The organism is Metapseudomonas otitidis (assembly GCF_900111835.1).
Classification (GTDB): domain Bacteria; phylum Pseudomonadota; class Gammaproteobacteria; order Pseudomonadales; family Pseudomonadaceae; genus Metapseudomonas; species Metapseudomonas otitidis.
In genome coordinates, this window is the sequence record NZ_FOJP01000010.1 from 72,666 (window position 1) to 95,631 (window position 22,966).

Consider the following 22,966-nt stretch of genomic DNA (forward strand, 5'->3'; position numbering starts at 1 on the left):
TTCGCACAGCTCAGCCCATCCTACGGATGGAGCGGGGCCGTAAGATGCGGTGAGCTCGGCGAACCGCATCGCCGACCGGGATGCATGAGACCCCAGCGGCCCATAAGCCGGTCACGATGGGCTTCGCACAGCTCAGCCCATCCTACGGATGGGGCGGGGCCGTAGGATGCGGTGAGCTCGGCGAACCGCATCACCGACCGGGATGCATGAGACCCCAGCGGCCCATGAGCGCGTCACGATGGGCTTCGCACAGCTCAGCCCATTCTACGGATGGAGCGGGACCGTAGGATGCGGTGAGCTCGGCGAACCGCATCGCGGTGATGAGGACCGAGCGAGGCGCAACGCGGGTCAGCGGCGGTGCAGGAGCACGAGGCCGGCGAGGACGGGGTAGCAGAGGTAGTGCAGGACGAACAGGGCGATGGCCATGGGGCCGGGGGCGTTCTGCAGGGTCATCATGCCCAGCAGGCCGAGGTAGAGCACGCCGAGCAGGGCGCCATAGCCGAGGACGATGCGCCAGGCTTCGCCCCGGGTCGGCGGGCGCTTGTACAGCAGGCGGAAGGCGAGGGCGATGAGCAGGGCGGTGACGCCGGCGATCACCAGGGTGGCCAGCAGCCCGCCGAGGTGCACCAGGCTGCGCAGGGCGAGGTTGAGCAGCATGGCCAGGGCCACGCCGCCGATCACCACGTAGCGCAGGACCAGCGGGCGGGGCGCGTTCACGAGCGCTCCAGGGCCACGTTGAGGCCGAAGCGTTTCTTCAGCACCGCTTCCAGCAGGCCCTTGGGCACCAGGCTGGCCAGCAGCGGCAGGGCGCGGCTGCCGTTGCCCAGGCGCAGCAGGCGCGGGCGCGGGTGGTGCTGGATGGCGTTGAACAGGTCGCGGGCGAATTCGGTGGCGGGGGTGGGGTTGTCCTGGGAGGCGCGGGCCCGGGCGCGGATGCCGTCGCGCAGGGGCCACCAGGGCGAGCCTTCGGCGATCAGCGATTCGGCTTCGCGGCTGGCGTTGGCGCCGAAGCTGGAGGCGATGGCGCCGGGCTGCACTTCCATGACCTCGATGCCGAAGGGCGCCAGTTCCAGGCGCAGGGCGTCGGAGAGGGCGTGCACAGCGGCCTTGGAGGCGCAGTAGGCGCCGGCGAAGGGGGTGACCAGCACGCCGGAGACGCTGCCGATATTGACCACCAGGCCACGGCTGGCGCGCAGCACGGGGAAGCAGGCGCGGGTGAGGCCGACCAGGGAGAACACGTTGGTCTCGAACTGCCGGCGCAGGCCCTCGGTGCCGCCGTCCAGCAGCGGGCCCATGGCGCCGTAGCCGGCGTTGTTGATGAGCACGTCGAGCCGACCCGTTTCCTGCTGCAGGCGCTCACCCAGGCGCGCCACGGCGGCTTCGTCGTTGACGTCCAGCTGCACGCCGGTGAAGCCGGCGACGTTCAGGGCGTCCACGTCGTTGGCCTTGCGGGCGCAAGCCCAGACGCTGTAGCCGGCGGCCTTGAAGGCGTCGGCCAGGGCCCTGCCGATGCCGCTGGAGCAGCCGGTGATGAGGGCAACGGGTTGGCTCATTGCGAATTTCCTTGTTGGTCTTGTTGTGGTGGAAGTCGATCAGTCGGCGAATCTGCCATGCAATCGTTCGGCGCGGAACTCCAGCGTGTCGGCTCGATAGCCACGGCGCAGCGGCGGCAGCGGCAGGCAGTCCTGCCAGTCGGCACCGGCCTGCAGGCGCGGCGGGCCGAGGCTGCGCTCGGCCTCGTAGGGGGATTCGGCGAGGTTGAGGTCGTCGCCCGGGCGGTAGGCCTGCACGATCCAGGCGAGGTCCAGCAGGGTGGTGCTGCTGCCGTTGTGCACGCTGATCTTCAGCGGGCGGTCGGCGGGGCACTGGTCGGGCTGGTAGGCGAGGCGGACGTCGAGGCGGGCCAGCTGTTCGTTCACCAGGCGCTCTTCCCACAGCACCCAGGCGGCCATGAGCCCGATGACCAGCACCGCAGCCAGGGAGATGGGCAGCGCCTTGGTCGGGTGGCGGATGACCAGGATCAGCCAGGCGAAGAGGAGGATGGCGCCGAGGAGCATGAGGAGGGCCCATGACGGAAAGGCTGCAATGCTAGCGCAATCCGTGATCAGGCAGGGGTAAAAGGCACGGGGCCGTTGGCCGTTCCTGGCCCGGGCCCCGTGAGGCGGTGCGCGCGGCGGCACCCGCTGGCACAGGCGCCGGGAGCCTCCCGATGGGGGAGGGAGGCTCCGGGGCGTGGCCCCTCAGCGCGCGGTGGACACCTGGCTGACGCGCACGCCGCTGTCACTGCGGCCGTAGACGTCCTCCAGGCGTTCGATGTCGTCCTCGCCCAGGTAGCTGCCGGACTGCACCTCGATGATCTCCAGGGGGATCTTGCCGGGGTTGGTCAGGCGGTGCACCGACGTCATGGGGATGTAGGTCGACTGGTTTTCGGTGAGCAGGAAGGTCTTGTCGTCACAGGTCACCTCGGCGGTGCCGGAGACGACGATCCAGTGCTCGGCGCGGTGGTGGTGCATCTGCAGCGAGAGCTGGGCGCCGGGCTTGACGGTGATGTGCTTGACCTGGAAGCGGCCGCCCATGTCCACCGAGTCGTACGAGCCCCAGGGGCGGTACACGGCGCAGTGGTTCTGGGTTTCCGCGCGGCCCTGGGCGTCGAGGTCGTTGACCAGCTTCTTGACGTCCTGCACGCGGTCGCGGTGGGCGATCATCATGGCGTCCTTGGTCTCGACCACGACGATGTCGTCCAGGCCGATCACCGACACCAGCTTGCCGTTGCCGTGCACCAGGCAGTTGCGGCTGTCGTGCACCACCACGTCGCCCTTGGTGACGTTGCCCTGGGGGTCCTTGTCGTGGACTTCCCAGATGGAGCTCCAGCTGCCGACGTCGTTCCAGCCGGCGGAGAGCGGCACCACGCAGGCGCGGGCGGTCTTCTCCATCACCGCGTAGTCGATGGAGTTGTCCGGGCAGCAGGCGAAGGTGGCGGCGTCGATGGTGACGGTGGTGCCTTCGCGCTGGCTGCGTTCCAGGGCCAGCAGGCAGGTGTCGTAGATGTCCACGTCGTGGTGCTTGAGCTCGTCGAGGAAGCGGCTGGCGCGGAACAGGAACATGCCGCTGTTCCAGAAGTAGTCACCGGCCTCGACGTACTGCTGGGCGCGCTCGGCGTCGGGTTTCTCGACGAACTGGGCGACCCGGCTGATGCCCTCGGGCAGCTCGCCGCTGGCCTGGCCACGGATGTAGCCGTAGCCGGTCTCGGGGCGCAGGGCCGGCACACCGAACAGCACCATCTCGCCCTTCTCGGCGGCGATGGTGGCCAGGGCCAGGGCCTGCTGGAAGGCGCGCTGGTCTTCCAGCACGTGGTCGGCGGGCATCACCAGCATCAGCTCGTCGCGGCCCTCGGCCAGCAGCTGCATGGCGGCGATGGCGACGGCGGGCGCGGTGTTGCGGCCGAAGGGTTCGAGCAGCATGGCCTGCGGGGTGACGCCGATGCTGTCGAGCTGCTCCTGGACGATGAAGCGGTGGTCCTTGTTGGCCACCAGCACCGGCGGCTGCATGCCGTCGAAGGCCAGGCGCTGCAGGGTCTGCTGGAACAGGGTCTTCTCACCGGTCAGGGCGAGGAACTGCTTGGGGTACTGCTTGCGCGAAAGGGGCCAGAGCCGGGAGCCGCTACCGCCAGAAAGGATTACAGGGATCATGGTGTTTCTCCTAAGAAGCTTGTCTGTTTGTGAGTAGTTGCTGCTCATCACATCGATCACTGAGAACATGCCCAAGACCTGCTGCGCGTCGGGTCTGCTGCGTTGAAAGCTCACTCGGAATGCTCATTTACAGCTCGTAAACTGCGCGTCCTCGCAAGCTTTCGCCTTGCATCCCTCTAGCTCGCTAGGCCTTGGGCATGTTCAAACCTCTGTCTTGTAGTCCCACTGTCTCGTGCGGCGGGTACGAAGCGTGGCCCGGGGCCTGGGCCCCGGGCGGGGCGGATCAGGACTCGGCGGGGCGCTTGACCCAGACCGGGGAGAGCTTGCCGCCGCTGCCGGTGATGTAGAGGCAGACGACTTCGCCGCGCTGCAGCGAGACCGGCTTGAGGTCACTGACCTTGCGGGTGCCGTCGAACAGGGCGAGGTTGACCTTCACCGGGTTGATCTCGCGCTCGCCACGGCCCTGGGCGGCCACGTCCTCGACCACGGCGGTCTTGCCGTCGGCGGTCTTCAGGGTGAGCTTGGCGCCGGAGAGGTTCTGCACCCGCAGCAGGGCCTTCTGCTTGTTCTTGAAGGCCGGCTCTTCCACCAGCTTGGGCTCGGCGCCCGGCTGGCTGACCAGGGTGTAGTAGCGGTCGGACTCCAGTTTCACTGGGACGCTGGCGCTGCCCACCTGGGCGTTGTAGTTGCCGGCCGGCAGGAACTTGAAGTCGCTGGAGCCCAGCGGGGCGACGTCGTTCAGGGCGGTGTTGCCGACGCTGACGTCCAGTTCGCTGGCACCGGCGTTGTAGGCGCGGACGAAGGCCGAACCCTTCGGCGCCTGCGGGCCGTAGAGGCCGCCTTCATCGGCCAGGGCGGAGAAGGCGCTGACGCCCAGGGCCAGGGCGCAGGCGTACGACGTCCAGGTGCGTTGCTTCTGTCGGTTCATGGTGTTTCCTCCTTTGGTGCAATGCGCATGGCGCTTGGGACCCGAAGGCCCGTTCGTTAATGGGTGGCGGCGACGCGCTCGCCGGGGGCGCCCTTGCGCAGCTGGGCGATCCACTGCGGGTCGAACTCGCTCAGGTCGTTGGGCATGGGCAGGTAGCGCTCGGGGAATTCCCAGATCACCAGCTCGGGGGCGGCGTCCTTCAGCTCGTCGCTCTTGAGGTACTTGAGCATCGGCAGGATCGGGCCGTGGCCGTCCTCGGCGTGGTTCACCAGGTCGCGCTGCAGGGACTGGCGCAGGGCGCCGGCGAAGTTCCAGTTGGGGTTGGCGCTGTAGCTGGTGCCCACCAGGGCCACCGGCACGCTGCTGTCACCGAACAGGTCGCCGGATTCCTCCTCGCCTGCGGCGCGGGTCTCGCGCTTCTGCAGGGTGTCCGGGGCGGGCATCAGGTCGGCGAACAGCGGGTCGAGCGGCAGGAAGCGGGTCAGGTCGCCCTTGTAGTCCTCGTTCTTCACCGCTTCGGTGACGAAGGCCTGGTCGCTGCCGGAGAGGCTGACGCGCTCGCGCACCACCTGGCCCAGGCGCTGGGCCACCACTTCGGCGCCCTGGGGCGTCCAGTGGGTGTCGGTGCGCAGGAACACCTGGCCGTTGTTCTTGGCCTGTTCCAGCGGGCCGAGCAGGTCCGGGGCGATGATCCCGGCCTTGCGCACGGCGCCACGGAAGTGGGCGTAGAGGTCCTGGCGCAGGGCGGTGGGGCGGGCCTCGCCGACGTGCTCGGGGTAGATCCGCGACTTGGACGGGACGATGGCCAGCACCAGCTTGATGCCCCGGCTGTCCAGCTCGTCGCGCACGCCCTGGATCAGCGCCAGGTTCTCCTGCAGGTGGCGCTCGCCTTCGGCCACCGGGTCGAACTCCTCGTCGGAGAACAGCCAGCCGTCCTGGCCGATCACCACGCCCTGGCGGCCTTCGCCGAACAGGCCGTAGTCCACCAGGGCCCAGAGGTTGGTGCCGATCTGCTTGATGGGGAATTCATCGTCGTAGTGCTTCTCGAAGGCGTGGGCCAGCTTGCCGTTGAGCACGGTGGTTTCCTTGGCGACGCTGAAGCCGACGATGCCGCGCATGGACCACAGGCTCAGGGCCAGCAGCATGCCGGCGAAGGCGACGATGTAGAGGGTGTTTGCAGTTCTGCTCATGTGTGCGCTCCCTTCAGAACTGGAAGTAGAGGAAGGGGGAGAAGCTCTGCGCCGAGAGCTTCAGGATCGACGCGGCGAACAGCAGCAGCAGGGCGACCCGGGTGGCCAGCACCGGCAGCTGGGTCATCCAGGTCTGTTGCCAGACCAGAGCGCCGCTGGGGGAGTAGGCGATGGCGGCCGGGTCGTCGGCAGCGGCCTGCGGGCTGCGCGGCTGGGCGGTGGCCGGGCCGTTGGCGTCGACGTGTTCGTCGGCACGGGCCTTGGGCGCGCCGGTCAGCGGCTTGGCGTGGAACTGGCGGATGCCGAACCAGGCCAGCACCACGTAGGCCAGCACCAGGGTGGCGATCTGCAGGCTGGTGAGCTGGGCGCGGTTGAGTTCGGAGAGGCCCCAGTCACCGAAGCTGAACATGGCGGCGTACATGCGCCAGGCGACGTCGAGGTTCTCGGCGCGGAAGATCACCCAGCCGATCACCACCAGCAGGAAGGTGAAGGCCCAGCGCAGCGGGTTGATCACCTTCGGCGCGGCGTCCACGCCCAGGGCGCGCTCGATGGCCAGCCAGGCGCCGTGCCAGGCGCCCCAGATGATGTAGGTGAAGTTGGCGCCGTGCCACAGGCCGCCCAGCAGCATGGTGAGGAACAGGTTGCGGTAGGTCTGGAAGGTGGTGCCGCGGTTGCCGCCCAGGCTGATGTACAGGTAGTCCCGCAGCCAGGTGGAGAGGCTGATGTGCCAGCGCCGCCAGAACTCGGTGATGGACTGGCTGATGTAGGGCTGGTTGAAGTTCTCCATGAAGCGGAAGCCCATCATCAGGCCGAGGCCGATGGCCATGTCGCTGTAGCCGGAGAAGTCGAAGTACAGCTGCGCGGTGTAGGCCAGCGCGCCGAGCCAGGCGTCGCCCGTGGTGGGGTCGGAGAGGGCGAAGCAGTGGTCGGCGATGGGCGCGATGCTGTCGGCGATGAAGACCTTCTTGATGAAGCCCTGCATGAACCGGGTGCAGCCCTCGGCGAACTTGTCGACGGTGTGGGTGCGGTGGTTGAACTGGTCCACCAGGTCGCGGAAGCGCAGCACGGGGCCGGCGATCAGGTGCGGGAAGATCGCCACGAAGGCGGCGAAGTCCACCAGGTTGCGGGTGGCTGGGGTGTCGCCCCGGTACACGTCGATGATGTAGCTGATGGACTCGAAGATGTAGAACGAGATCCCGATCGGCAACAGGATGTGGGTGATGACGAAGGGCTCCATGCCGAACTGGGTGAAGATCGCGTTGAAGGTCTCCACGCCGAAGTTGGCGTACTTGAAGTAGCCCAGCACGCACAGGTCCACCGCGACGCCGAGCAGCAGCCAGCGCTGCGCGGGCTTGGTGCGCACCCCGGCGGCGCCGATGCGCAGGCCGATCCAGTAGTTGAACACCGTGACGGCGGCGAACAGAGCCAGGAAGTCGATCCGCCACCAGGCGTAGAACACGTAGCTGGCGATGAGCAGGAGCAGGTTTCGATAGCGTGTCCCGACCAGGTAGTACAAGCCGAGGAAGATCGGCAGGAACAGGAACAGGAACACGTTTGAAGAAAAGACCATCCGAGTCTCTCCACTTGTACGTAACTTTCTGGGCCGCCGCCGGACGTTCCAGCCCGGTGTGCGACCCGCCATTCCCTCCCCAGGGTGTGGCGTTCAAATCCTTGCGCCGCCGCGTCTGCTGCGCGGTCGGTTCGTTGCGTCAGGTGGCTCCCCCGGTGGGGGAGGGCACCGGATCAGCTGCCGCTGCCGCCCTCCTTCTTCGGGTGGAACACCTGGGTGATGTCGCCCCCCAGGCGGAAGGTCTTGTAGGGGGCCATGGAGTCCTTCCAGCGCAGGGTCTCGGGCTTGCAGCCGTAGAGGGCGCACCAGGGTTCGAGCCAGGCGAACTTGGCGCGCTTCTCCAGGTCCTCCATGTCCTGGTCCTTGCCGGTCCTGTCGTCGAAGGGTTCCTGGTCATCCACCCCGGCGATGACCTTTTCGCCGAGACGGCGCAGGGCGCCGTCGTTCTCGTTGCGCAGGTCCACGCCGTTGGCCTGGGCGAAGGCGGCGATCATGGCCAGCGGCGGCAGGCTGTAGTTGTGGTAGGCCAGGGCACGCTGCTCGCGCTTGAGTTCGTTGGGCAGGAAGCCGTCCTTGTCCACCTGGCTGGCGGCGACGCGGAACTGGGCGACGGACCAGTCGAAGAGGTCTCGGCGGTTGGTGGCGACGGCAGTGGCCATCACCGACCAGGCGGCCCAGTAGGAGTGGTTGTTGATCTTCTTCAGCGGCAGGCCGCTCCAGTCGTGCACCGTCTGGTCGGCCAGGCGCGAGAACCAGGACTCGATCTGCTGGCTCTGCTGGGTGTAGCCGGCCAGCGGGTGGGAGTTGGAGAACTTCAGCCGCAGGTAGGCCGAGGACAGGCTGCCCAGGGCCCATTTGCGGATGGACTTGCCGGTGTGGTTGTACTCGGTGCTCTGCAGGGCGTTGGCCTGAGCCCAGCTGCCCATCCACTGCAGGGCGCACTCCAGTTGCGCGCGCTGGCCATCGCGCATGTACGCCATGACCATCTTGTTGACCCCGCGCTCCATGCGGGTGATGTCGGCGGTGCTGTCGCGGAAGGCCCGTTCCGCCGTGGGGTTGAGGGTGGCGCGGGCCTGGTTGGAGCCCTCGTACTTGCTGCGGAACTCCAGCTTGCCGGTGTAGGGCGGCGGCGGGGCTTCGCAGCTGTCGGCCTTGTGCTCGTCGACCTCCACCGGGGCGTAGTAGCCCGAGGGCGGGACCAGGTCGCCGGCGTGGGCGAGCGGGCCGAGCAGGGCGCCGCTGAACAGGCAGGGGGCGAGCAACCGGAGTCGGGGTTTCATGATGACCTCCTTCCTCACTCGGCCTTGGCCGCGAGGTGTTCACCCGAGTGGCCTGGGCGCTTGCACAGGGTCACGTCGACGCTGAGGTTCTCAGGCATCTCTTCGGGGCTGTGGATTTCCAGGGCGAGGACGTTGAGGTCCCGCCAGTCGGGGTCGTTGCGCAGTTCGAAGGCGTAGCGGCCGCCGGTGTCGACGCGGTCGCTCTGTTCGATCTTGAAGTTCTCGCGGCGGCCGTTGAGGTACCAGACGGTGGCCTTGGACTCGTGAACGGTCGGGTCGCTGAAGGTCAGGTCCACCTGGTAGTCGCCGCCACGGATGTCCTTGATCGGCTGGTTCTGGCCGTTGACGAAGACTTCGTTGGCGCCGGGCTTCATGCGCACCTTGCGGTGCATCACCGCCGGCTGGCCCTCGCAGCCGTTGTTCACCAGCGGCAGGGCCTGGCGGTAGAAGCTCTTCTGCGCCATGTCGTAGTGGGTGGCGAACTCCCAGATGATGATCTTGGGCGGGTGCTCGTGGAATTCCGGGCTGCTCATGTACTGCAGCAGGGCGCTGTCGAAGCCGCCGCCGCTGACCGCCATGTTGAGCACCTCGGCGCCGCTGTGCTGCTGCAGGAAGCCGGCGAAGTTGTAGGCCGGGCCGCTGTTGCTGGTGCCCACCAGGACGATCTGCGGGTTGGATTCGTCGCCGAACAGGGCATCGCCGGCGGCGCCGTCGCCCGAGGCTTCGGTCTCGTAGCGGTCGACGTACTGGGTGGCGTAGGTGGTGCCGCAGAGCTGGCCGGCGGTCTTGTGCAGGGTGCCGGCCTTGGGCAGCAGGCCGACGACCTTGCTGTCGAAGGTCTTCTTGGGGATCTCGTCGAAGCCGGGCATCTGCTTCAGCGTCTCGGCCACCAGTTTGGCGGTGCGGTTGGCGCCGGCCGGGGTCCAGTGGTGGTCGGCCTTGAAGTAGTAGTCGGTGTCCACGCCCTTCTCGTCGAACAGCGGCGAGAGGTCGGTGACCCAGATGCCGGTCTTGCGGAAGTCGTCCACGGCCTTGAGGTAGTTCTTCTTCGCCAGGTCGTAGTCGAAGCGGGCCTTTTCCGCTTCGGTGAGCTGCTCGCGGTTCACCAGGCCACGGGTCGGCTGGTAGACCACCATCAGCTCGACGCCCTTGGCCTTGAGCGCGTCGCGCAGGCGCTTGAACTCGCTGTAGCCGAAGGCGCTGGTGCCGAAGTCGGTGCGCAGGTCGTAGCGGGTGCGGAACAGCCAGTCGCCACGGCCCTGGACCAGGGCGGTGAAGAAGCTCAGGTACTTGGTGTTGTACACGCTCGGGTCCTGGGCGACGGCGCACAGGGGGCCGGTGCGCTGCACGCTGTACTCGGGCGCGGCCCAGGCCCCCTGGGACGCGGCCAGCAGGGCAGCGGCGAGGGTGGAGGGGGCGAGCCATTTCATGGGGTGTCTGTGCATGGTGGTGTGTGCCTCAATCCTGGAGTTCGGCCTGGCTTTCGACGGGGTCGATGAGCACCGCTTTGTTGCGGCGCACCATCAGGTCGAGGATTTCCTCCTGTTTCTCGCCCAGTACGCCGGCGAAGCTGATGCCGGTGGATTTGCTCGGGGCGAGCATTTCCACGCGGTACAGCTCCACGGAGAGGGGGGAGTCGATGGACAGGGGCGAGGAGCCGTTACCGGCGAGCTTGCCGCCGACCACGATCATCGAGACCTTGGTGTCGAAGGGGTCCAGCTCGATGTCGCGGTCGGTGTTGGACAGGTCCTTGATGTGCCCGTAGACGCCGGTCAGGCCGTTGGCCATGGACAGGTTCTCGTACAGGCGGATGTTGACGCTGTTGCGCAGGCGGATGCCGTGGCGCTGGTTGCCGACGATCTTGTTGCCCCACAGCAGGTTGTTGGAGCTCTCGTAGAGGGTGATGCCGTCGGAATGGTTCTGGTAGACCTCGTTGTAGGCCACCAGGTTGTTCACCGAGTTGCGGTCGATGACGATGCCCGACAGTTTGTTGTCGTAGGTCTTGTTGTTGATGATCCAGCTGTCGTCCACCTCGCGGGAGATGATGATGCCGTGCTTCTTCCTGGTGCCGTGGACGGTGTTCTCGGCGATGACCAGGCCGTGGGAACGGTCGTGGGGGTCGATGCCGTAGACGATGTTGTCGCGGTAGGTGTTGCCCTTGATGACCACGTCGCGGGCTTCGTAGCAGTAGAAGCCGTACCAGTGGTCGACGAACTCCGAGTTCACCAGCCAGCCGGTGGGTTCCGGGCGCTTGAGGCGCTCGTGCATGCCGGGGGTGTACTGGGTGATGGAGACGCCGTAGGACTTGGAGTTGTCGTAGCCGAGGCTGGTGACGGTGCTGTCGGCGATGTACAGCTCGCTGCCGCCCCAGGAGACCAGGAACGGGCGGAACTCCGAGGGCTTGCGGAACCAGGCCGGGGTGTCGTCCTGCTCGCGCCAGGCCGTCAGCCTGGTGCCGGTGATGAACAGCTTGCCGTCGTTGACCAGGAACGCGCCGCGCTCCTGGGACAGGCGGAAGTCACGGATCTCTTCGCCGATACGCAGGCTGGCGCCCTGGGCCACCACTACCGGCAGGCGGGCGATGTAGACGCCCGGTGCGGTTTCGGCGAACTGGCTGTCGGGCAGGGCCTTGGCCAGGTCGGCCGGGGTGACGAAGCCGCCTTCGATGAAGATCGCCTGGGGCATGCCGCGCTGGCGGCTGACCCATTCGCGCATGCGCTCGTTGCCGCCGATGAAGTCCTTCAGGGCGTCCTGCTGGAGCATGCGCCGGACCACCACCTTGCCGGCGGTGCGGCGGTCCACCTTGGCCTCGATGGCTTGGCGGGTGTAGCCGGAGAGGTCGGGCAGCTCGGGCGGGTCCAGGTGGAGCTGGTCCACCGGGGCGCTGGTGACGGTGTAGTTCTTGGTTTCCTTGAGGCCCTTGGCCGGCTCGGCCGCGTGCACCCACGGGGCGCTGGCCAGCAGCGCGCCGAGCACCAGGCCGCTGAGCGGCCGGGGGGTTGCGAGGAGGTTGGGCATGGCTGTTCTCCCTGGGCTCGCTGGCATCAGAAGCGCCAGATGAAGTCGACGAAGGCGCGGTGCATGAGCGAGTCGGTGCCGCTGCCGTAGGCATCGCCCGGCTTGAACACGCCGCCACGGAAGCGCACGAGGGCGGAGGCGTCGTCCAGGTGCTCGGCCATCCCGGCGGGCAGCAGGCCCTGGCGGAAGTAGCGGGTCACCACCAGGTCGACTTCCTGGCCGATGTCCTTCTCGCCGTCCTCCAGCGGGGCGGTGATGCCGGCCTGGCCGACGTCCTGGTTGTCGTCCACGCGCCAGAAGCGGTGGTAGACGAGGCTGGCGTCGTAGTCGTCGTGCAGCTGCCAGGAGGCGAAGGCGGTGGCCACCTGCAGGTTGCTCAGCTCACCGCGGAAGGCTTCGCCGAAGCGGTGCATGCGGGCTTCGGTGCCGGTGAAGTTGGAGCGGTTGCTCTCCATGCCGGTCTGGCGGAACTGGCGGGAGCTGTCGTCGTCACCGCCGCCGCTGCCACGGGCGTAGGCGCCGCCGACCTTCCATTGCTCGGAGAGGTTCCAGCGCAGGCCGAGGTCGACGCCCCAGGCGTTGACGTCGACGTTGCGCGAGCCGTTGGCGAGGCGCTGGTCACCGACCACGCTCTGGGTCAGTTCGTCGGTGTCGCCGGTGAGCCAGGTGGCCTGAGCCCAGTAGTTCAGCGGGGCGGTGGAGCGCCGGTCGAAGAAGCCGCCGTCGGCGTCGATGCCGACCCAGGTGAGGTCGCCGGTGTAGCGCTTGTCCAGGGGCTCCACCACCTCGCCGGCGTCGGGCAGGCTGCCGTTGTCGCGGCTGTGGTGGACCTTGAGGCCGACCCAGTGGCCCGGTGCCCACTGGGTGGCGATGTCGCCGAAGACGTGCTGGCGGTCCTTGTCTTCGGGGGCCAGTTCGTCGAGGTCGGTGCGGTATTCGCTGAAGCGTTCGGCGACGCCGACGTGGGCGGTCAGCAAGGTGGTGTCGAAGCTCCAGCGCAGGGCTTCGATGTTGGTGTCCCACCAGGTGCCTTCGGCGCTGCGCACGCGCTGGCGGCCGAAGCGCAGGTGTTCGCCGGGGTAGGCGGTGAGGCCGCCGTAGTCGACCCAGAATTCGCGCAGGGCGAGGTAGCTCTTGTCCGGCTGGCGGCCGTCGTCGCGCGCGCCCTGTTCGCCGTCGGTGTCGCTGGATTGCAGGGTGTCGGTCTCGACGATGTCGGTGGCGCTGACCGCCTGGCCCATGGCGAAGGCGCTCCAGTCACCCCGTTCGGCGTAGACCCAGGGGCGCAGGTCGATACCCACGCCGCTGACGTCGCCGCCCTTCTGGGTGCCGAGGTCGCGGTCGTCCTCGGACTGGGCGGTGATCTTGATGTCGAGGCCGAAGTTCTTGTCGCTCATCTGCACGGCGAAGGCGCTGCTGGTGGAAAGAAGCGTGAGGCCCAGGCCGAGGCTGGCGGTCGTCCAGAGGTTGAATTTCATGTCGGTTCCTTCAAGGGGTCTGCATGGCCTGCATCTGCGTGGTGTCCTGCAGGGCGACGCCGCGGAACTGGCGTTCCTCGCGCAGGCGCTGTTCGGCGCGGGCACGGTCGGCGGGGCTCAGCTGCTGTTCCACGGTCTGCGCCAGTTCGATGGCCTGCGGGGTGTTCTTGGGCAGCGCCAGTTGGCTGAAGACGTAGGCGTTGACCAGGTCGGGGCGGATGCCCTTGCCCTGGGCGAACAGTTGGCCGAGGGCGTAGTCGGCGTTGATCTGGCCGTTGCGGGCGGCGCTCAGCAGGTAGTCCAGGGCCTTGTCCGGGTCGATGTCGCCGAGGTAGCCACGGATGTAGATCTGCCCCAGCAGGTAGTTGGCGGTGGGCTCGGTGGCAGAGGCCTTGAGCAGGTGGCGCTCGGCTTTCACCGGGTCCAGGGGGACCAGCTTGCCTTCGTAGTAGAGGCGGCCGAGCAGCAGTTCGGCGCGCGGCTGGGCGGCTTCGCGGCCGTGGTCGAGGTACTCCATCATCTTGTCGATGTCGCCCAGGCCCGGGTACTCGTAGAGCAGCTTGGCGAGGCTGACCCAGGCCGGCGGGTAGGCCGGGGCGATGCGTTCGAGCATGTCCTGGGACTTGCCTTCGTCAGGCTTGCCCAGCTCGGCGTCGGCCAGCACCTGGGCCACCGAGTCGACGCGCTGGGCGGGCAGGGTGCCGGCGGCGTAGCGGGCCATGACCTGCTCCACCAGGGCCTGGCGCTCGTCGCCCTTGCCCTGCTTGCTGTAGACGGTGGCCAGTTCGACGTAGCAGGCGTCGGCCTGCTGCAGGTTGCGGGTGCAGATGTCCTCGATCTCGGCCAGGTGCTGGTCGTAGGTGCCCTGGGTCCGGTAGTAGAGGATCTGCGCCAGCTCGGCCTGGGGCTGGCCGTCGGCGCGCCACTGGGCGATGCGCTGCTGCACGTTCACGCCGGGGAAGTCCTGGGGGAAGGTGAGGTAGAGCATCACCAGGGGCAGCAGGCTGTTGGGCTCGCCGGCCTTGTAGGCGTCTTCCAGCAGCTGGGCGGCTTCCTGGCGTTCGGCCGGGGTGCCGTCGGGCTTGCGCGCCAGCAGCTTGCCGAGGCGGGCCTTGGCGCGCGGCGACTGGTCCATGGCCTGGCGGTAGGTCTGCTCGGCCTGGCGCATCTGCTCCGGGTCGCCACTGTCCACCTGCAGGTCGGCGAGGCCGACCTGGGCGTTGACGTAGCCGAGCTCGGCGAGCTGGCGGAAGTTGCGCTCGGCGGTGGCGGTGTCGCCGCGCTTGAGTGCTTCGCTGGCCAGCCGCTGGTCGGGCAGGCCGGCGCAGCCGGCCAGCGCGACGGCGACGCCGAGCAGCAGGGTGCGGGAGGGAAGGGTCGCCACGGGTGTCCTCCTCAGAAGCCGGCCGCCAGGGCGCGGTTGATCATCCAGTCGAAGGAGGGACCGCGGTCGATGCTGACTTCGACGGGCTGCCCGGCGAGCTTGCTGTCCAGTACCTGGTCGGGCTGGATGACGACGCGGATGTCGGAGGACAGGCCGCTGTCGATCAGGCTGGAGCTGATGATCTTGCCGTGGCGCGGGGTGTCTTCGCCGGCCACCTGGAAGGTGACGCTGGCGCCGGGCTTGGCCTGGGCGAAGTTGCGGTAGGGGAAGCGGGCGCTGACGGTGGCTTCGAAGTCCTGGGGCACCAGTTCGAAGATCACGTCGCCCTTGCCGGCGAACTGGCCGTCAGCCACCAGCTGGCGGGCGACCTTGCAGTTGCAGGGGCTGGTGAGGGTGCCCTTCATCTGCTTGCCGAACAGTTCCTCGACGTTGGCGGGGGCGAGCTGGTCGTCGGTCAGGTGGCCCTTGAGCATCTCCAGCATGGTGGCGGAGAAGGAGGCGATCGGGGCGCCCTTCTGCACCACGGCGCCTTCGCCGCCGATCAGGCTCTGCACGGTGCCTTCGCGGGGCATGGTGACCTGCATGGCGGGCACGGCGACCATGCCGGATTCGGCGTGGGTGACGAAGTACAGGCCGTAGAGCGATTTGAAGATGAAGCCGAAGGCGGCCAGGCCGACGAGGAACAGGCCGGCGCTGAAGGTGACGGCGCGCAGGCGGCCGAACATGCCCATGCCGCCGCCGCTGCCGTTCTTGCGCGGCTTGGTGAAGTTCTCGCGCTGCAGGGTGTTGAGGATGTCGCCGGCGCTGACCACTTCGCCCGAGAGGTGGGCGCTGATGAGGTAGCGCAGGGTGGCGATGTCACGCGGCTTGAGGTTGTGGAACTGGCAGCCGGCGCGCTCCTGCTGGGGGTCGAGGAAGCGCACCTGGAACTCGACGTCCAGGCCGAGGCTGAGGTTGTCCACCTGGAACTGCATGCGGCCCTGGTGGTAGTCGCCCACCTGCACCTTCTGCCCCGGTTCCACCTGGAAGGCGAACCCGCCGGCGGAGAGGTCGAGCAGGCGGTGCTCGACGCGCTCCTTGCCCACCAGGTAGCGCACCTTGGCCGGGAGCTTGACCCGGGCGTGCTGGCGCTGGGCTTCGGATTCGTGCACCACATTGACGTTGACGGCTGTATTCATGGTCTGGATTTCCTATCGGGTTCGGTCACACGAACGCCATCAGCGTGGCTACGAAGACGCTGGTGGCGGTGAAGGTCATGGCACGGGAAGACCAGGTGTTGAACCAGCGGGTGAAGCTGGCCAGGTCCCGGTTGAGCTTGGTGTTCTGGCGCGTCCAGGACTGCTGGTCCAGGCGGAAGAAGACGTAGATCTTCACCAGCGCGCCGACGATCTGGTTGTAATAGAGGATCAGCGGGTAGGCCGGTCCTATGGGGTGCCCTGAAACGCTCAGCAGCAGGGTGAGGATGAAGCGGGTGAGGCCGATCCACAGCAGGTACACCAGGAGGTAGGCGATGCTGTACTTGAGGCTGGCGATCACCGCGACGGCCAGGCCCAGCAGGCAGGTCCACATGGACACGCGCTGGTCGCTGAGCACCAGGGTGGTGAACCAGCCGAGGCGACGCGGGCCGAGGGCCAGGGCGCGGGTGTTCTGCCGCAGGTTGTTGCCGTACCAGCGGAACATCAGCTTGCGGCTGGCCTTGATGAAGCTCTTCTCCGGCGGGTGCTCGACGGTGTTGATGGCGGCGTCCGGCACGTAGAAGGTGTCGTAGCCCAGGCGCATCAGGCTGTACCAGCTGGACTTGTCGTCACCGGTGAGGAACTGGAAGCGACCCAGGCGCCAGTGGTCGAGGTGGTCGCTCTCCACGTCGGCGATGAAGCCGGGGTCGGTGACCACCTTGGCGCGGAACACCGACATGCGCCCGGTCATGGTCAGCACGCGCTTGGAGAGCGCCATGGAGCACATGTTGATGTGGCGCTGGGCGAAGCGCAGCTTGTGCCATTCGCTCATCAGGTAGCTGCCGCGGACCTCGCAGAACTCGTTGGTGGTGAGGCCGCCGACGTTGGGGAAGTACTTGAACCAGGGCACGGTCTTCTTCACCACGCCCTGGGTGAGCACGGTGTCGCCGTCCACCACGGCGACCACGGCGTCGTCGTCGGGCAGTTGCCGGGAGATGGCGCGGAAGCCGTAGGCCAGGCCGTCGCGCTTGCCGGTGCCGGGGATGCGCACGAAGTCCAGCTTGACGCGCTCCGGCGGGGCCAGGCGGTTCCACTGGTTCTTGATCAGCAGCTCGTCGGAGAGTTCGACGATGGAGCAGACCACGGTGGTGGGGTAGCCGCAGTCGATGGCTTCCTGGATCACCGAGCGGTAGACCATGGCGGTGGTCAGGGCGTCGATGCGGAAGCTGGTGACCAGCAGGTAGACGTGGGACGGGTCGGCCGCTGCGCCGAGCTTGCGCACCTGGCGGCGCTGCCAGGGGTAGACGACGTAGAGGAACAGGGTGCCGCGCAGGAAGTGCAGGGCGCCCATGGAATAGCGCCAGATGCCGACCACGCCGATGAGCAGCAGGAAGTGCTTGGACTCGGGATCGAACACCGAGCGGGGCAGCGCCAGCGCGAGCAGCATCAGGCCCGTCAGGAAGAACAGCCAGCCGGCTGCCTCGGTGAGGCTTCGCTTGAGCTTGTCCATTGATTCATCCATTCCTTCGTGAACGCTGGACGGACCTCGGGCGTGGGCGCTGCTTGTCATTGTTTCGCTCGCCCAAGGTGCGTCATCGCGTTGCGCTGAAGCGGTCGCGGTTACCAGCAGATGCCTTCGGCGTTGCCGTGGCTGGCCTTGGGCATGAAGCCCACCAGGTCGATCACGTGCTTGCCTTCGGGGGCGCGCTGGGCAAGGGGGGCGAAGAGTTCGTCGCGGTTGCCCAGGACGATCACGTCGGCGTTGTCGACGACGCCGTCGAAGTCACTGTCGAGCAGGGACGAGACGTGGGGGATCTTCGATTCGATGTAGTCCTTGTTGGCGCCGTGGACGCGGGCGTATTCGACGTTGCGGTCGTAGATGCGCAGGTCGAAGCCCTTGCCGATGAGCATTTCGGCCAGCTCCACCAGGGGGCTCTCGCGCAGGTCGTCGGTGCCGGCCTTGAACGACAGGCCGAGCAGGGCAACCTTGCGCTTGTCCTGGGCGGCGATGATGTCGAAGGCCTTCTGCACCTGGGCCGAGTTGCTGCGCATCAGCGAGCCGATCAGCGGGGCTTCGACGTCCAGGGAGCTGGCGCGGTAGCTGAGGGCGCGCACGTCCTTGGGCAGGCAGGAGCCGCCGAAGGCGAAGCCGGGGCGCATGTAGTACTTGGAGAGGTTGAGCTTGTGGTCCTGGCAGACCACGTCCATCACTTCGCGGCCATCGACGCCGACGGCCTTGGCGATGTTGCCGATCTCGTTGGCGAAGGTGACCTTGGCGGCGTGCCAGACGTTGCAGGTGTACTTGATCATCTCGGCGACCTCGATGTCCTTGCGGATGATCGGGGCGTCCAGTTCGCGGTAGAGGGTTTCCAGCAGGTCGCCGGACGTCTTGTCCAGCTCGCCGATGACGGTCATGGGCGGGAAGTCGTAGTCCTTGATGGCGGTGCTTTCGCGCAGGAACTCGGGGTTCACCGCGACGCCGAAGTCGACGCCGGCCTGCTTGCCGGAGCAGTCTTCGATGATCGGGATCACCACGTTCTTCACGGTGCCCGGCAGGACGGTGCTGCGGACCACGACGGTGTGGCGCTCGGCCTTGTCGCGCAGGGCGAAGCCGATCTCGCGGCAGACGCCTTCGATGTATTCCAGGCCCAGGTCGCCGTTCTTCTTGCTCGGGGTGCCGACGCAGATGAAGGACATGTCGGTATCGCGTACGGCGGCGGCGACGTCGGTGGTGCCGCGCAGGCGGTTGGTCTTCAGGCCCTGCTGCAGCAGCTCTTCCAGGCCCGGTTCGACGATGGGGGATTTGCCTTTGTTGATCAGGTCGATCTTGGTGCTGGAAACATCCACGCCGACAACTTCATGACCACGAGCGGACAGGCAACCGGCACATACTGCACCGACGTAGCCCAAACCAAAGATGCTGATACGCATCGCTATCACCTCATTCCATTTAGTACGTGTTAATAAGTGGCTTATTAGCCACGGCCGTTTCTGCAGTTGTCACCAAACAGCAACTTTCTACTGCGTGCAGGCATGACGGATACCGGGCACCGAAACTGCGGGTACCTGAAGCGGAGCCTGTAATGACGCTGGCTCCAGAGAGTCCTGGACTGATCACCTCAACGGCTCTGGCCCTTGGTTTTTATGTCACTCGTCGAAAATGGCGTTGCACTCCTTGTTCAAGTGGAACTTTCCGTTACGCATAACTACCCCCTCGGAGTGCTCCGATAGCGGGGGCAGTTTTCATAGTCAGTAAGAAACGGAAATATGAAGAATTATGTGTCGCGGTTTATGAGTGTGGGGCTGTTTGGATAGTTCCGGCCATTCGTCAATATTTTGCGGCGTTTCACTTTTTCGATGAACGGCAAGTTTGGCATCACAATGATGGCAAAGTTTGCTTACTTCTAACTTGCGAAAAAGTTCAAACTTTCAAACGCCAGGCGTGGCGCGGGTTTGCGCTGTAGGGCGCGTGCTAGAGGGCGCGGAGGAAGTTGGAAAAGTATTCGCTGGTAGGCCGCTACCGTTATTGCACGGTGATATCAAAATCTGCCGGCAAGCGGTGAAGTGGGAAGTGCGTTGGGCGGGATGGTTATAAGACCCTTCATCGGGTCGGGGGCATAAGCGGGGGGTAGGCACGTGCCCCTCCGGGGAGGAGGGGCGAGGGGGCGGGTCAGTCCTGCGGGGTGTCGCGCAGGAACACCAGCTTGTTCTCGCTGGAGGCTTCGGCGGCGAAGCGGTAGCCCTGGTAGTCGAAGTCCTTCAGGCCCTGCGGGTCGGTGAGGCGCTCCTTGATCACGTAGCGGGCCATCAGGCCGCGGGCCTTCTTGGCGTAGAAGCTGATGATCTTGTACTGGCCGTTCTTCAGGTCCTTGAATTCGGTGTCGATGATGCGGGCGTCCAGCACCTTGCGCTTCACGGCGCTGAAGTACTCGTTGGAGGCCAGGTTGAGCAGGACGTTGTCGCCCTGTTCGGCCAGGGCTTCGTTGAGCCAGGTGCTGATGCGCTCGCCCCAGAAGGCGTAGAGGTCCTTGCCCCGGGCGTTGGCCAGCTTGGTGCCCATTTCCAGGCGATAGGGCTGCATCAGGTCCAGCGGGCGCAGCAGGCCATAGAGGCCGGAGAGCATGCGCAGGTGGCGCTGGGCGAAGTCGAAGTCGGCTTCGGCGAAGCTTTCGGCGTCGAGGCCGGTGTAGACGTCGCCCTTGAAGGCCAGCAGGGCCTGCTTGGCGTTCTCCGGGGTGAAGTCGGGGTGCCAGCTGCCGTAGCGCGCGGCGTTGAGGCCGGCGAGCTTGTCGGACAGGTGCATCAGCTCGGCGATGTCGGCCGGGGCCAGGGTGCGCAGCTGCTGGATCAGCTCCTGGGCGTGGTCCAGGTGGCGGGGTTGGGTGTAGCGGTCGGTGACCGGTGGGGTTTCGTAGTCCAGGGTCTTGGCGGGCGAAATCACCATCAGCATCGGCTTGTCTCCTTCGGCAATGGCGCGATTGTAGGGACTTGCCCGGGCAGGCTCCACCTATCGCCCCGATTGAGCGGGCAGGGGGCATGCCCCGCGTCACACACCGGGCCGGGAGGCTGCGCTATAGTGCGCTCCCCTGCGGCCCTGGCCGCCCATTCCCCGACTGACAAGGAGGTCGTTGTGAAGACCCTCTCGCGTATCGCACTTTCCCTGCTGTTCGCTTCCGGTGCCGTGGTGGCCCAGGCCGCGCCGGTCTCCATCGAGGTGCTGAGCGCCGTGGTGAAGGACGAGAAGATTGCCGGCGCCGAGGTGCTGCTGCAGAAGAACGGTGCCCAGACCGTGACCGGCCGCACCGATGCCCAGGGCCGCGTGACCCTGGACAGCAGCTTCGCCGATGACCCGGAAAGCCTGGTGATCGTGAAGAAGGACGGCTACTCCAACCTCGTTGCCAAGTGCCCGTGCACCGGCATGACCTATGCCATCAGCCCGGTGATGAAGGACCTGGACGGCTTGCGCATCGTGCTGAGCTGGGGCGAGAAGCCGGAGGACCTGGACTCCCACATCGCCTACCCGGGCAATCACATCTACTTCGCCGAGAAGGAAGGCACCGACGCCGACCTGGACGTGGACGACACCGACAGCTACGGCCCGGAGACCATCACCCTGCACAAGAAGCGCTACGGCGAGACCTACGTCTACGCGGTGCATGACTTCACCAACCGGGACAACCCGTCCTCCAAGGCACTGGCGGGCAGCCAGGCGAAGGTGTTCGTCTACGTCGGCCAGTCCCTGGTGCGCACCTACTACGTGCCCAAGGAGCAGCGCGGCAACCTGTGGAAGGTGTTCCGCATCACCGCATCCGGTGACTTCCAGGACATCAACACCCTGGAGGGCAGCCAGGCGAAGGACGCGGCCTACGTGCTGGGCGACATCGAGCCGCTGCTCAACGAGGGCCGCAGCGTGGCTGCGCAGGCGGCTTCCCAGGCTGCACAGGGCGATGCCAAGGCGCTGAACCGCAAGGGCGAGGCGGCCTACCACGAAGGCAAGCTGGACCTGGCCATCGACTTCTACCGCCAGGCCATCGAGCTGGATGCCAACTACGGCCAGGCCTACAGCAACCTCGGCCTGGCCTACCAGAAGGCCAACCGCACCGCCGAGGCCATCTGGGCCAACCGCAAGGCCATCGCCCTGGCCACGGGTGCCAACGCGGCCACCGTGCGCGCCAGCTCCTACTACAACATCGCCCGCATCTACGAGGCGGCCGAGCAGTACGACGATGCCCTGCGCCACTACCACCTGGCCAAGGAGCAGAAGGCGAACCCGGTGTACGACAAGGCGATCCAACGGGTTCAGGACCGCCACTGATCCCTCCCTGCTGACAGCGCGCCCCTTCGGGGGCGCGTTCGTTTCCGCCGCCGTGAACGGAGAACGCCATGTTCCGTACCCTCGCTTTCGGTGCCGCACTGCTCGGCGCCACCTTCGCCCAGGCCGCCGGCCCCAGCCGCATCGCCCTGATCGACCGCTCCACCTGGCCCGCTGCGCTGGATTCGCCAGCGGCCTTCGATGACGCCTCCCGGGGCGAGATTCTGGTCTTCGCCCAGACCCTGCTGCAGAGCGAGGGGCTGGACGCCGCCGCCTGGCAGCAACGCCTGGGCCTCAAGGCGGTGGACCTGGACGGCATCGCCACGGTGCGCAAGCGCTTCTGGGCGCGCCTGGCGGAGAACTACCGGCTGGCCAGCCAGGGCTGTGACGCCACGCGGCCGTTCTGCGAGCCGGCGGCTGACGAGGCGGCGCTGCGCGAGCGCGCCCGGCGCTTCGAGGTGACGCCGGATTCGCCGTTCTTCGCCTGGTCCGAGGCCAGCCGGGGCTTCCACCTGCGCTACCTGGACGAGCAGATGCGCCTGGCGGCGCTGTTCCCGCGCATCAGCAGCGAGATCGGCCTGTTCTCCGAGCAGGAGCGCAACGGCGATGAGCTGAAGGACCGGCAGTTCCTGCTCACCTTCGACGATGGCCCGACGCCCCGTGACGGCCTCAGCGATCGCCTCACCACCTGGCTGCGCGAGCAGCACATGAGCGCGACCTTCTACGTGCTGGGGCAGGGGTTCCAGACCCGCCTGGGCAAGTCCTCGCCGGAGGCGATGCGCCAGCTCTACGCCGGCCAGTGCGTCGGGCTGCACGGCTGGGAGCACAAGTCCCACAGCAGCTGGGACCAGTGGCAGGACTCGGTGGTGCGGGTGCGTGACCTGGTGGCCCGCACGCTGCCGGACAACGCCGTGCCGCTGTTCCGCCCGCCCTATGGCCAGCGTCGTGCCGACAGCGGGGCGTTCTTTGCCGCCCAGGGGCTGACGGTGGCGCTGTGGAACATCGACTCGCAGGACTGGAACGCCCGCATCAGCGGCGACGAAGCGGCGCAGCGGGTGCTGAACCTGATGCTGCTGTGGCGCCGGGGCGTGGTGCTGTTCCATGACATCCACCCGAAGGCCCTGGCGGCGGTGCCCTGGCTGAAGGACCGGACGGCCCTGGCGGGGGTGGACTGGATGCCGTGCAACACCTACCGCTGAGGGCAGCGGAGCGGCGAGGGCAGGGGGGACTTCGGACTTTAGCGGCGCCCCTGTCCGGCGCCAAGGGTTATTCGTCGAGGGATAAAAAAAGGTTTTTGCGGACCAAAAAGTTCTTTTTTCTGTCATCTCTCTTGGGTTATTAACGAATCAGACCGCCGAATCCTGAGGACAGGGTGGCGGCCCCAGGCCCTCATCCTCCTCATGGAGTCCCTGGCTCCCGGCATGACCCGGGCAGGCAGGGCG

The 22,966-nt window shown here is 66.9% G+C and carries 18 protein-coding genes; 2 read left to right on the forward strand and 16 right to left on the reverse strand.

What is annotated here, in order from left to right:
• Positions 1 to 348 precede the first annotated feature (348 nt).
• From BM198_RS14240 to yaaA, 16 genes are all read right to left on the reverse strand, one after another.
• Complete coding sequence (locus tag BM198_RS14240; protein ID WP_074970768.1) at positions 349 to 717, reverse strand: hypothetical protein; 369 nt, start codon at positions 715 to 717, stop codon at positions 349 to 351.
• The gene (locus BM198_RS14245) at positions 714 to 1,553 is read right to left on the reverse strand and encodes an SDR family oxidoreductase (RefSeq protein WP_074970770.1); all 840 of its coding nucleotides are present in this window, start codon (positions 1,551 to 1,553) and stop codon (positions 714 to 716) included. The genes BM198_RS14240 and BM198_RS14245 overlap by 4 nt, the downstream gene beginning before the upstream one ends.
• Before the next feature lie 39 nt (positions 1,554 to 1,592).
• Complete coding sequence (locus BM198_RS14250; protein ID WP_044411784.1) at positions 1,593 to 2,057, reverse strand: multidrug transporter; 465 nt, start codon at positions 2,055 to 2,057, stop codon at positions 1,593 to 1,595.
• A 183-nt stretch (positions 2,058 to 2,240) separates the two neighbouring features.
• Positions 2,241 to 3,689, reverse strand: coding sequence for a mannose-1-phosphate guanylyltransferase/mannose-6-phosphate isomerase (locus BM198_RS14255; RefSeq protein WP_074970772.1), 1,449 nt, complete (start codon positions 3,687 to 3,689; stop codon positions 2,241 to 2,243).
• Positions 3,690 to 3,972: 283 nt separating this feature from the next.
• Complete coding sequence (locus BM198_RS14260; protein WP_074970773.1) at positions 3,973 to 4,617, reverse strand: alginate O-acetyltransferase AlgF; 645 nt, start codon at positions 4,615 to 4,617, stop codon at positions 3,973 to 3,975.
• A 56-nt stretch (positions 4,618 to 4,673) separates the two neighbouring features.
• Positions 4,674 to 5,807 carry an alginate O-acetyltransferase gene (locus BM198_RS14265; RefSeq protein ID WP_044411776.1) on the reverse strand — a complete coding sequence of 378 codons (1,134 nt, stop codon included), beginning with the start codon at positions 5,805 to 5,807 and terminating at the stop codon, positions 4,674 to 4,676.
• A 13-nt stretch (positions 5,808 to 5,820) separates the two neighbouring features.
• Positions 5,821 to 7,377, reverse strand: coding sequence for an MBOAT family O-acyltransferase (locus tag BM198_RS14270; RefSeq protein WP_074970775.1), 1,557 nt, complete (start codon positions 7,375 to 7,377; stop codon positions 5,821 to 5,823).
• A gap of 173 nt (positions 7,378 to 7,550) precedes the next feature.
• Entirely contained in the window at positions 7,551 to 8,657 is a 1,107-nt protein-coding gene (locus tag BM198_RS14275) for a mannuronate-specific alginate lyase (RefSeq protein ID WP_074970777.1), read from the reverse strand.
• Between the two features lie 14 nt (positions 8,658 to 8,671).
• Positions 8,672 to 10,102 carry an alginate O-acetyltransferase gene (locus tag BM198_RS14280; protein ID WP_044411767.1) on the reverse strand — a complete coding sequence of 477 codons (1,431 nt, stop codon included), beginning with the start codon at positions 10,100 to 10,102 and terminating at the stop codon, positions 8,672 to 8,674.
• 13 nt (positions 10,103 to 10,115) lie between these two features.
• Entirely contained in the window at positions 10,116 to 11,675 is a 1,560-nt protein-coding gene (algG, locus tag BM198_RS14285) for a mannuronan 5-epimerase AlgG (RefSeq protein WP_074970780.1), read from the reverse strand.
• Positions 11,676 to 11,701: 26 nt separating this feature from the next.
• Positions 11,702 to 13,153 carry an alginate export family protein gene (locus BM198_RS14290; protein ID WP_074970782.1) on the reverse strand — a complete coding sequence of 484 codons (1,452 nt, stop codon included), beginning with the start codon at positions 13,151 to 13,153 and terminating at the stop codon, positions 11,702 to 11,704.
• Positions 13,154 to 13,163: 10 nt separating this feature from the next.
• Positions 13,164 to 14,537: an alginate biosynthesis TPR repeat lipoprotein AlgK gene (algK, locus tag BM198_RS14295; RefSeq protein ID WP_074970784.1), complete on the reverse strand. Its 1,374-nt coding sequence runs from the start codon at positions 14,535 to 14,537 to the stop codon at positions 13,164 to 13,166.
• Positions 14,538 to 14,548: 11 nt separating this feature from the next.
• Positions 14,549 to 15,715 carry an alginate biosynthesis protein Alg44 gene (locus BM198_RS14300; RefSeq protein WP_044411755.1) on the reverse strand — a complete coding sequence of 389 codons (1,167 nt, stop codon included), beginning with the start codon at positions 15,713 to 15,715 and terminating at the stop codon, positions 14,549 to 14,551.
• A 25-nt stretch (positions 15,716 to 15,740) separates the two neighbouring features.
• Positions 15,741 to 17,222 (reverse strand): mannuronan synthase, encoded by a 1,482-nt coding sequence (gene alg8, locus BM198_RS14305; RefSeq protein WP_044411752.1) that lies wholly within the window; start codon positions 17,220 to 17,222, stop codon positions 15,741 to 15,743.
• A 110-nt stretch (positions 17,223 to 17,332) separates the two neighbouring features.
• A complete protein-coding gene (algD, locus tag BM198_RS14310) occupies positions 17,333 to 18,643 on the reverse strand; it encodes a GDP-mannose 6-dehydrogenase (protein WP_044411749.1) in 1,311 nt (436 codons plus the stop codon).
• A 739-nt stretch (positions 18,644 to 19,382) separates the two neighbouring features.
• A complete protein-coding gene (gene yaaA / locus BM198_RS14315; protein ID WP_044411746.1) occupies positions 19,383 to 20,162 on the reverse strand; it encodes a peroxide stress protein YaaA in 780 nt (259 codons plus the stop codon).
• A 180-nt stretch (positions 20,163 to 20,342) separates the two neighbouring features.
• On the opposite strand from yaaA, the gene BM198_RS14320 reads away from it, so the two are divergent.
• Positions 20,343 to 21,527: a tetratricopeptide repeat protein gene (locus tag BM198_RS14320; protein WP_044411744.1), complete on the forward strand. Its 1,185-nt coding sequence runs from the start codon at positions 20,343 to 20,345 to the stop codon at positions 21,525 to 21,527.
• A 68-nt stretch (positions 21,528 to 21,595) separates the two neighbouring features.
• Complete coding sequence (locus tag BM198_RS14325; RefSeq protein WP_074970786.1) at positions 21,596 to 22,723, forward strand: polysaccharide deacetylase family protein; 1,128 nt, start codon at positions 21,596 to 21,598, stop codon at positions 22,721 to 22,723.
• Positions 22,724 to 22,966: the final 243 nt, after the last annotated feature.

Bases quoted from the DNA above. Each gene is read 5' to 3' on its own strand.
- BM198_RS14260 (WP_074970773.1), bottom strand. From the start codon at position 4,617: ATGAACCGACAGAAGCAACGCACCTGGACGTCGTACGCCTGCGCCCTG.
- BM198_RS14325 (WP_074970786.1), top strand. From the start codon at position 21,596: ATGTTCCGTACCCTCGCTTTCGGTGCCGCACTGCTCGGCGCCACCTTC.
- BM198_RS14250 (WP_044411784.1), bottom strand. From the start codon at position 2,057: ATGCTCCTCGGCGCCATCCTCCTCTTCGCCTGGCTGATCCTGGTCATC.
- yaaA (WP_044411746.1), bottom strand. From the start codon at position 20,162: ATGCTGATGGTGATTTCGCCCGCCAAGACCCTGGACTACGAAACCCCA.
- BM198_RS14290 (WP_074970782.1), bottom strand. From the start codon at position 13,153: ATGAAATTCAACCTCTGGACGACCGCCAGCCTCGGCCTGGGCCTCACG.
- BM198_RS14245 (WP_074970770.1), bottom strand. From the start codon at position 1,553: ATGAGCCAACCCGTTGCCCTCATCACCGGCTGCTCCAGCGGCATCGGC.
- BM198_RS14275 (WP_074970777.1), bottom strand. From the start codon at position 8,657: ATGAAACCCCGACTCCGGTTGCTCGCCCCCTGCCTGTTCAGCGGCGCC.
- BM198_RS14265 (WP_044411776.1), bottom strand. From the start codon at position 5,807: ATGAGCAGAACTGCAAACACCCTCTACATCGTCGCCTTCGCCGGCATG.
- BM198_RS14270 (WP_074970775.1), bottom strand. From the start codon at position 7,377: ATGGTCTTTTCTTCAAACGTGTTCCTGTTCCTGTTCCTGCCGATCTTC.
- algG (WP_074970780.1), bottom strand. From the start codon at position 11,675: ATGCCCAACCTCCTCGCAACCCCCCGGCCGCTCAGCGGCCTGGTGCTC.
- BM198_RS14255 (WP_074970772.1), bottom strand. From the start codon at position 3,689: ATGATCCCTGTAATCCTTTCTGGCGGTAGCGGCTCCCGGCTCTGGCCC.
- BM198_RS14280 (WP_044411767.1), bottom strand. From the start codon at position 10,102: ATGCACAGACACCCCATGAAATGGCTCGCCCCCTCCACCCTCGCCGCT.
- algD (WP_044411749.1), bottom strand. From the start codon at position 18,643: ATGCGTATCAGCATCTTTGGTTTGGGCTACGTCGGTGCAGTATGTGCC.
- BM198_RS14300 (WP_044411755.1), bottom strand. From the start codon at position 15,715: ATGAATACAGCCGTCAACGTCAATGTGGTGCACGAATCCGAAGCCCAG.
- alg8 (WP_044411752.1), bottom strand. From the start codon at position 17,222: ATGGACAAGCTCAAGCGAAGCCTCACCGAGGCAGCCGGCTGGCTGTTC.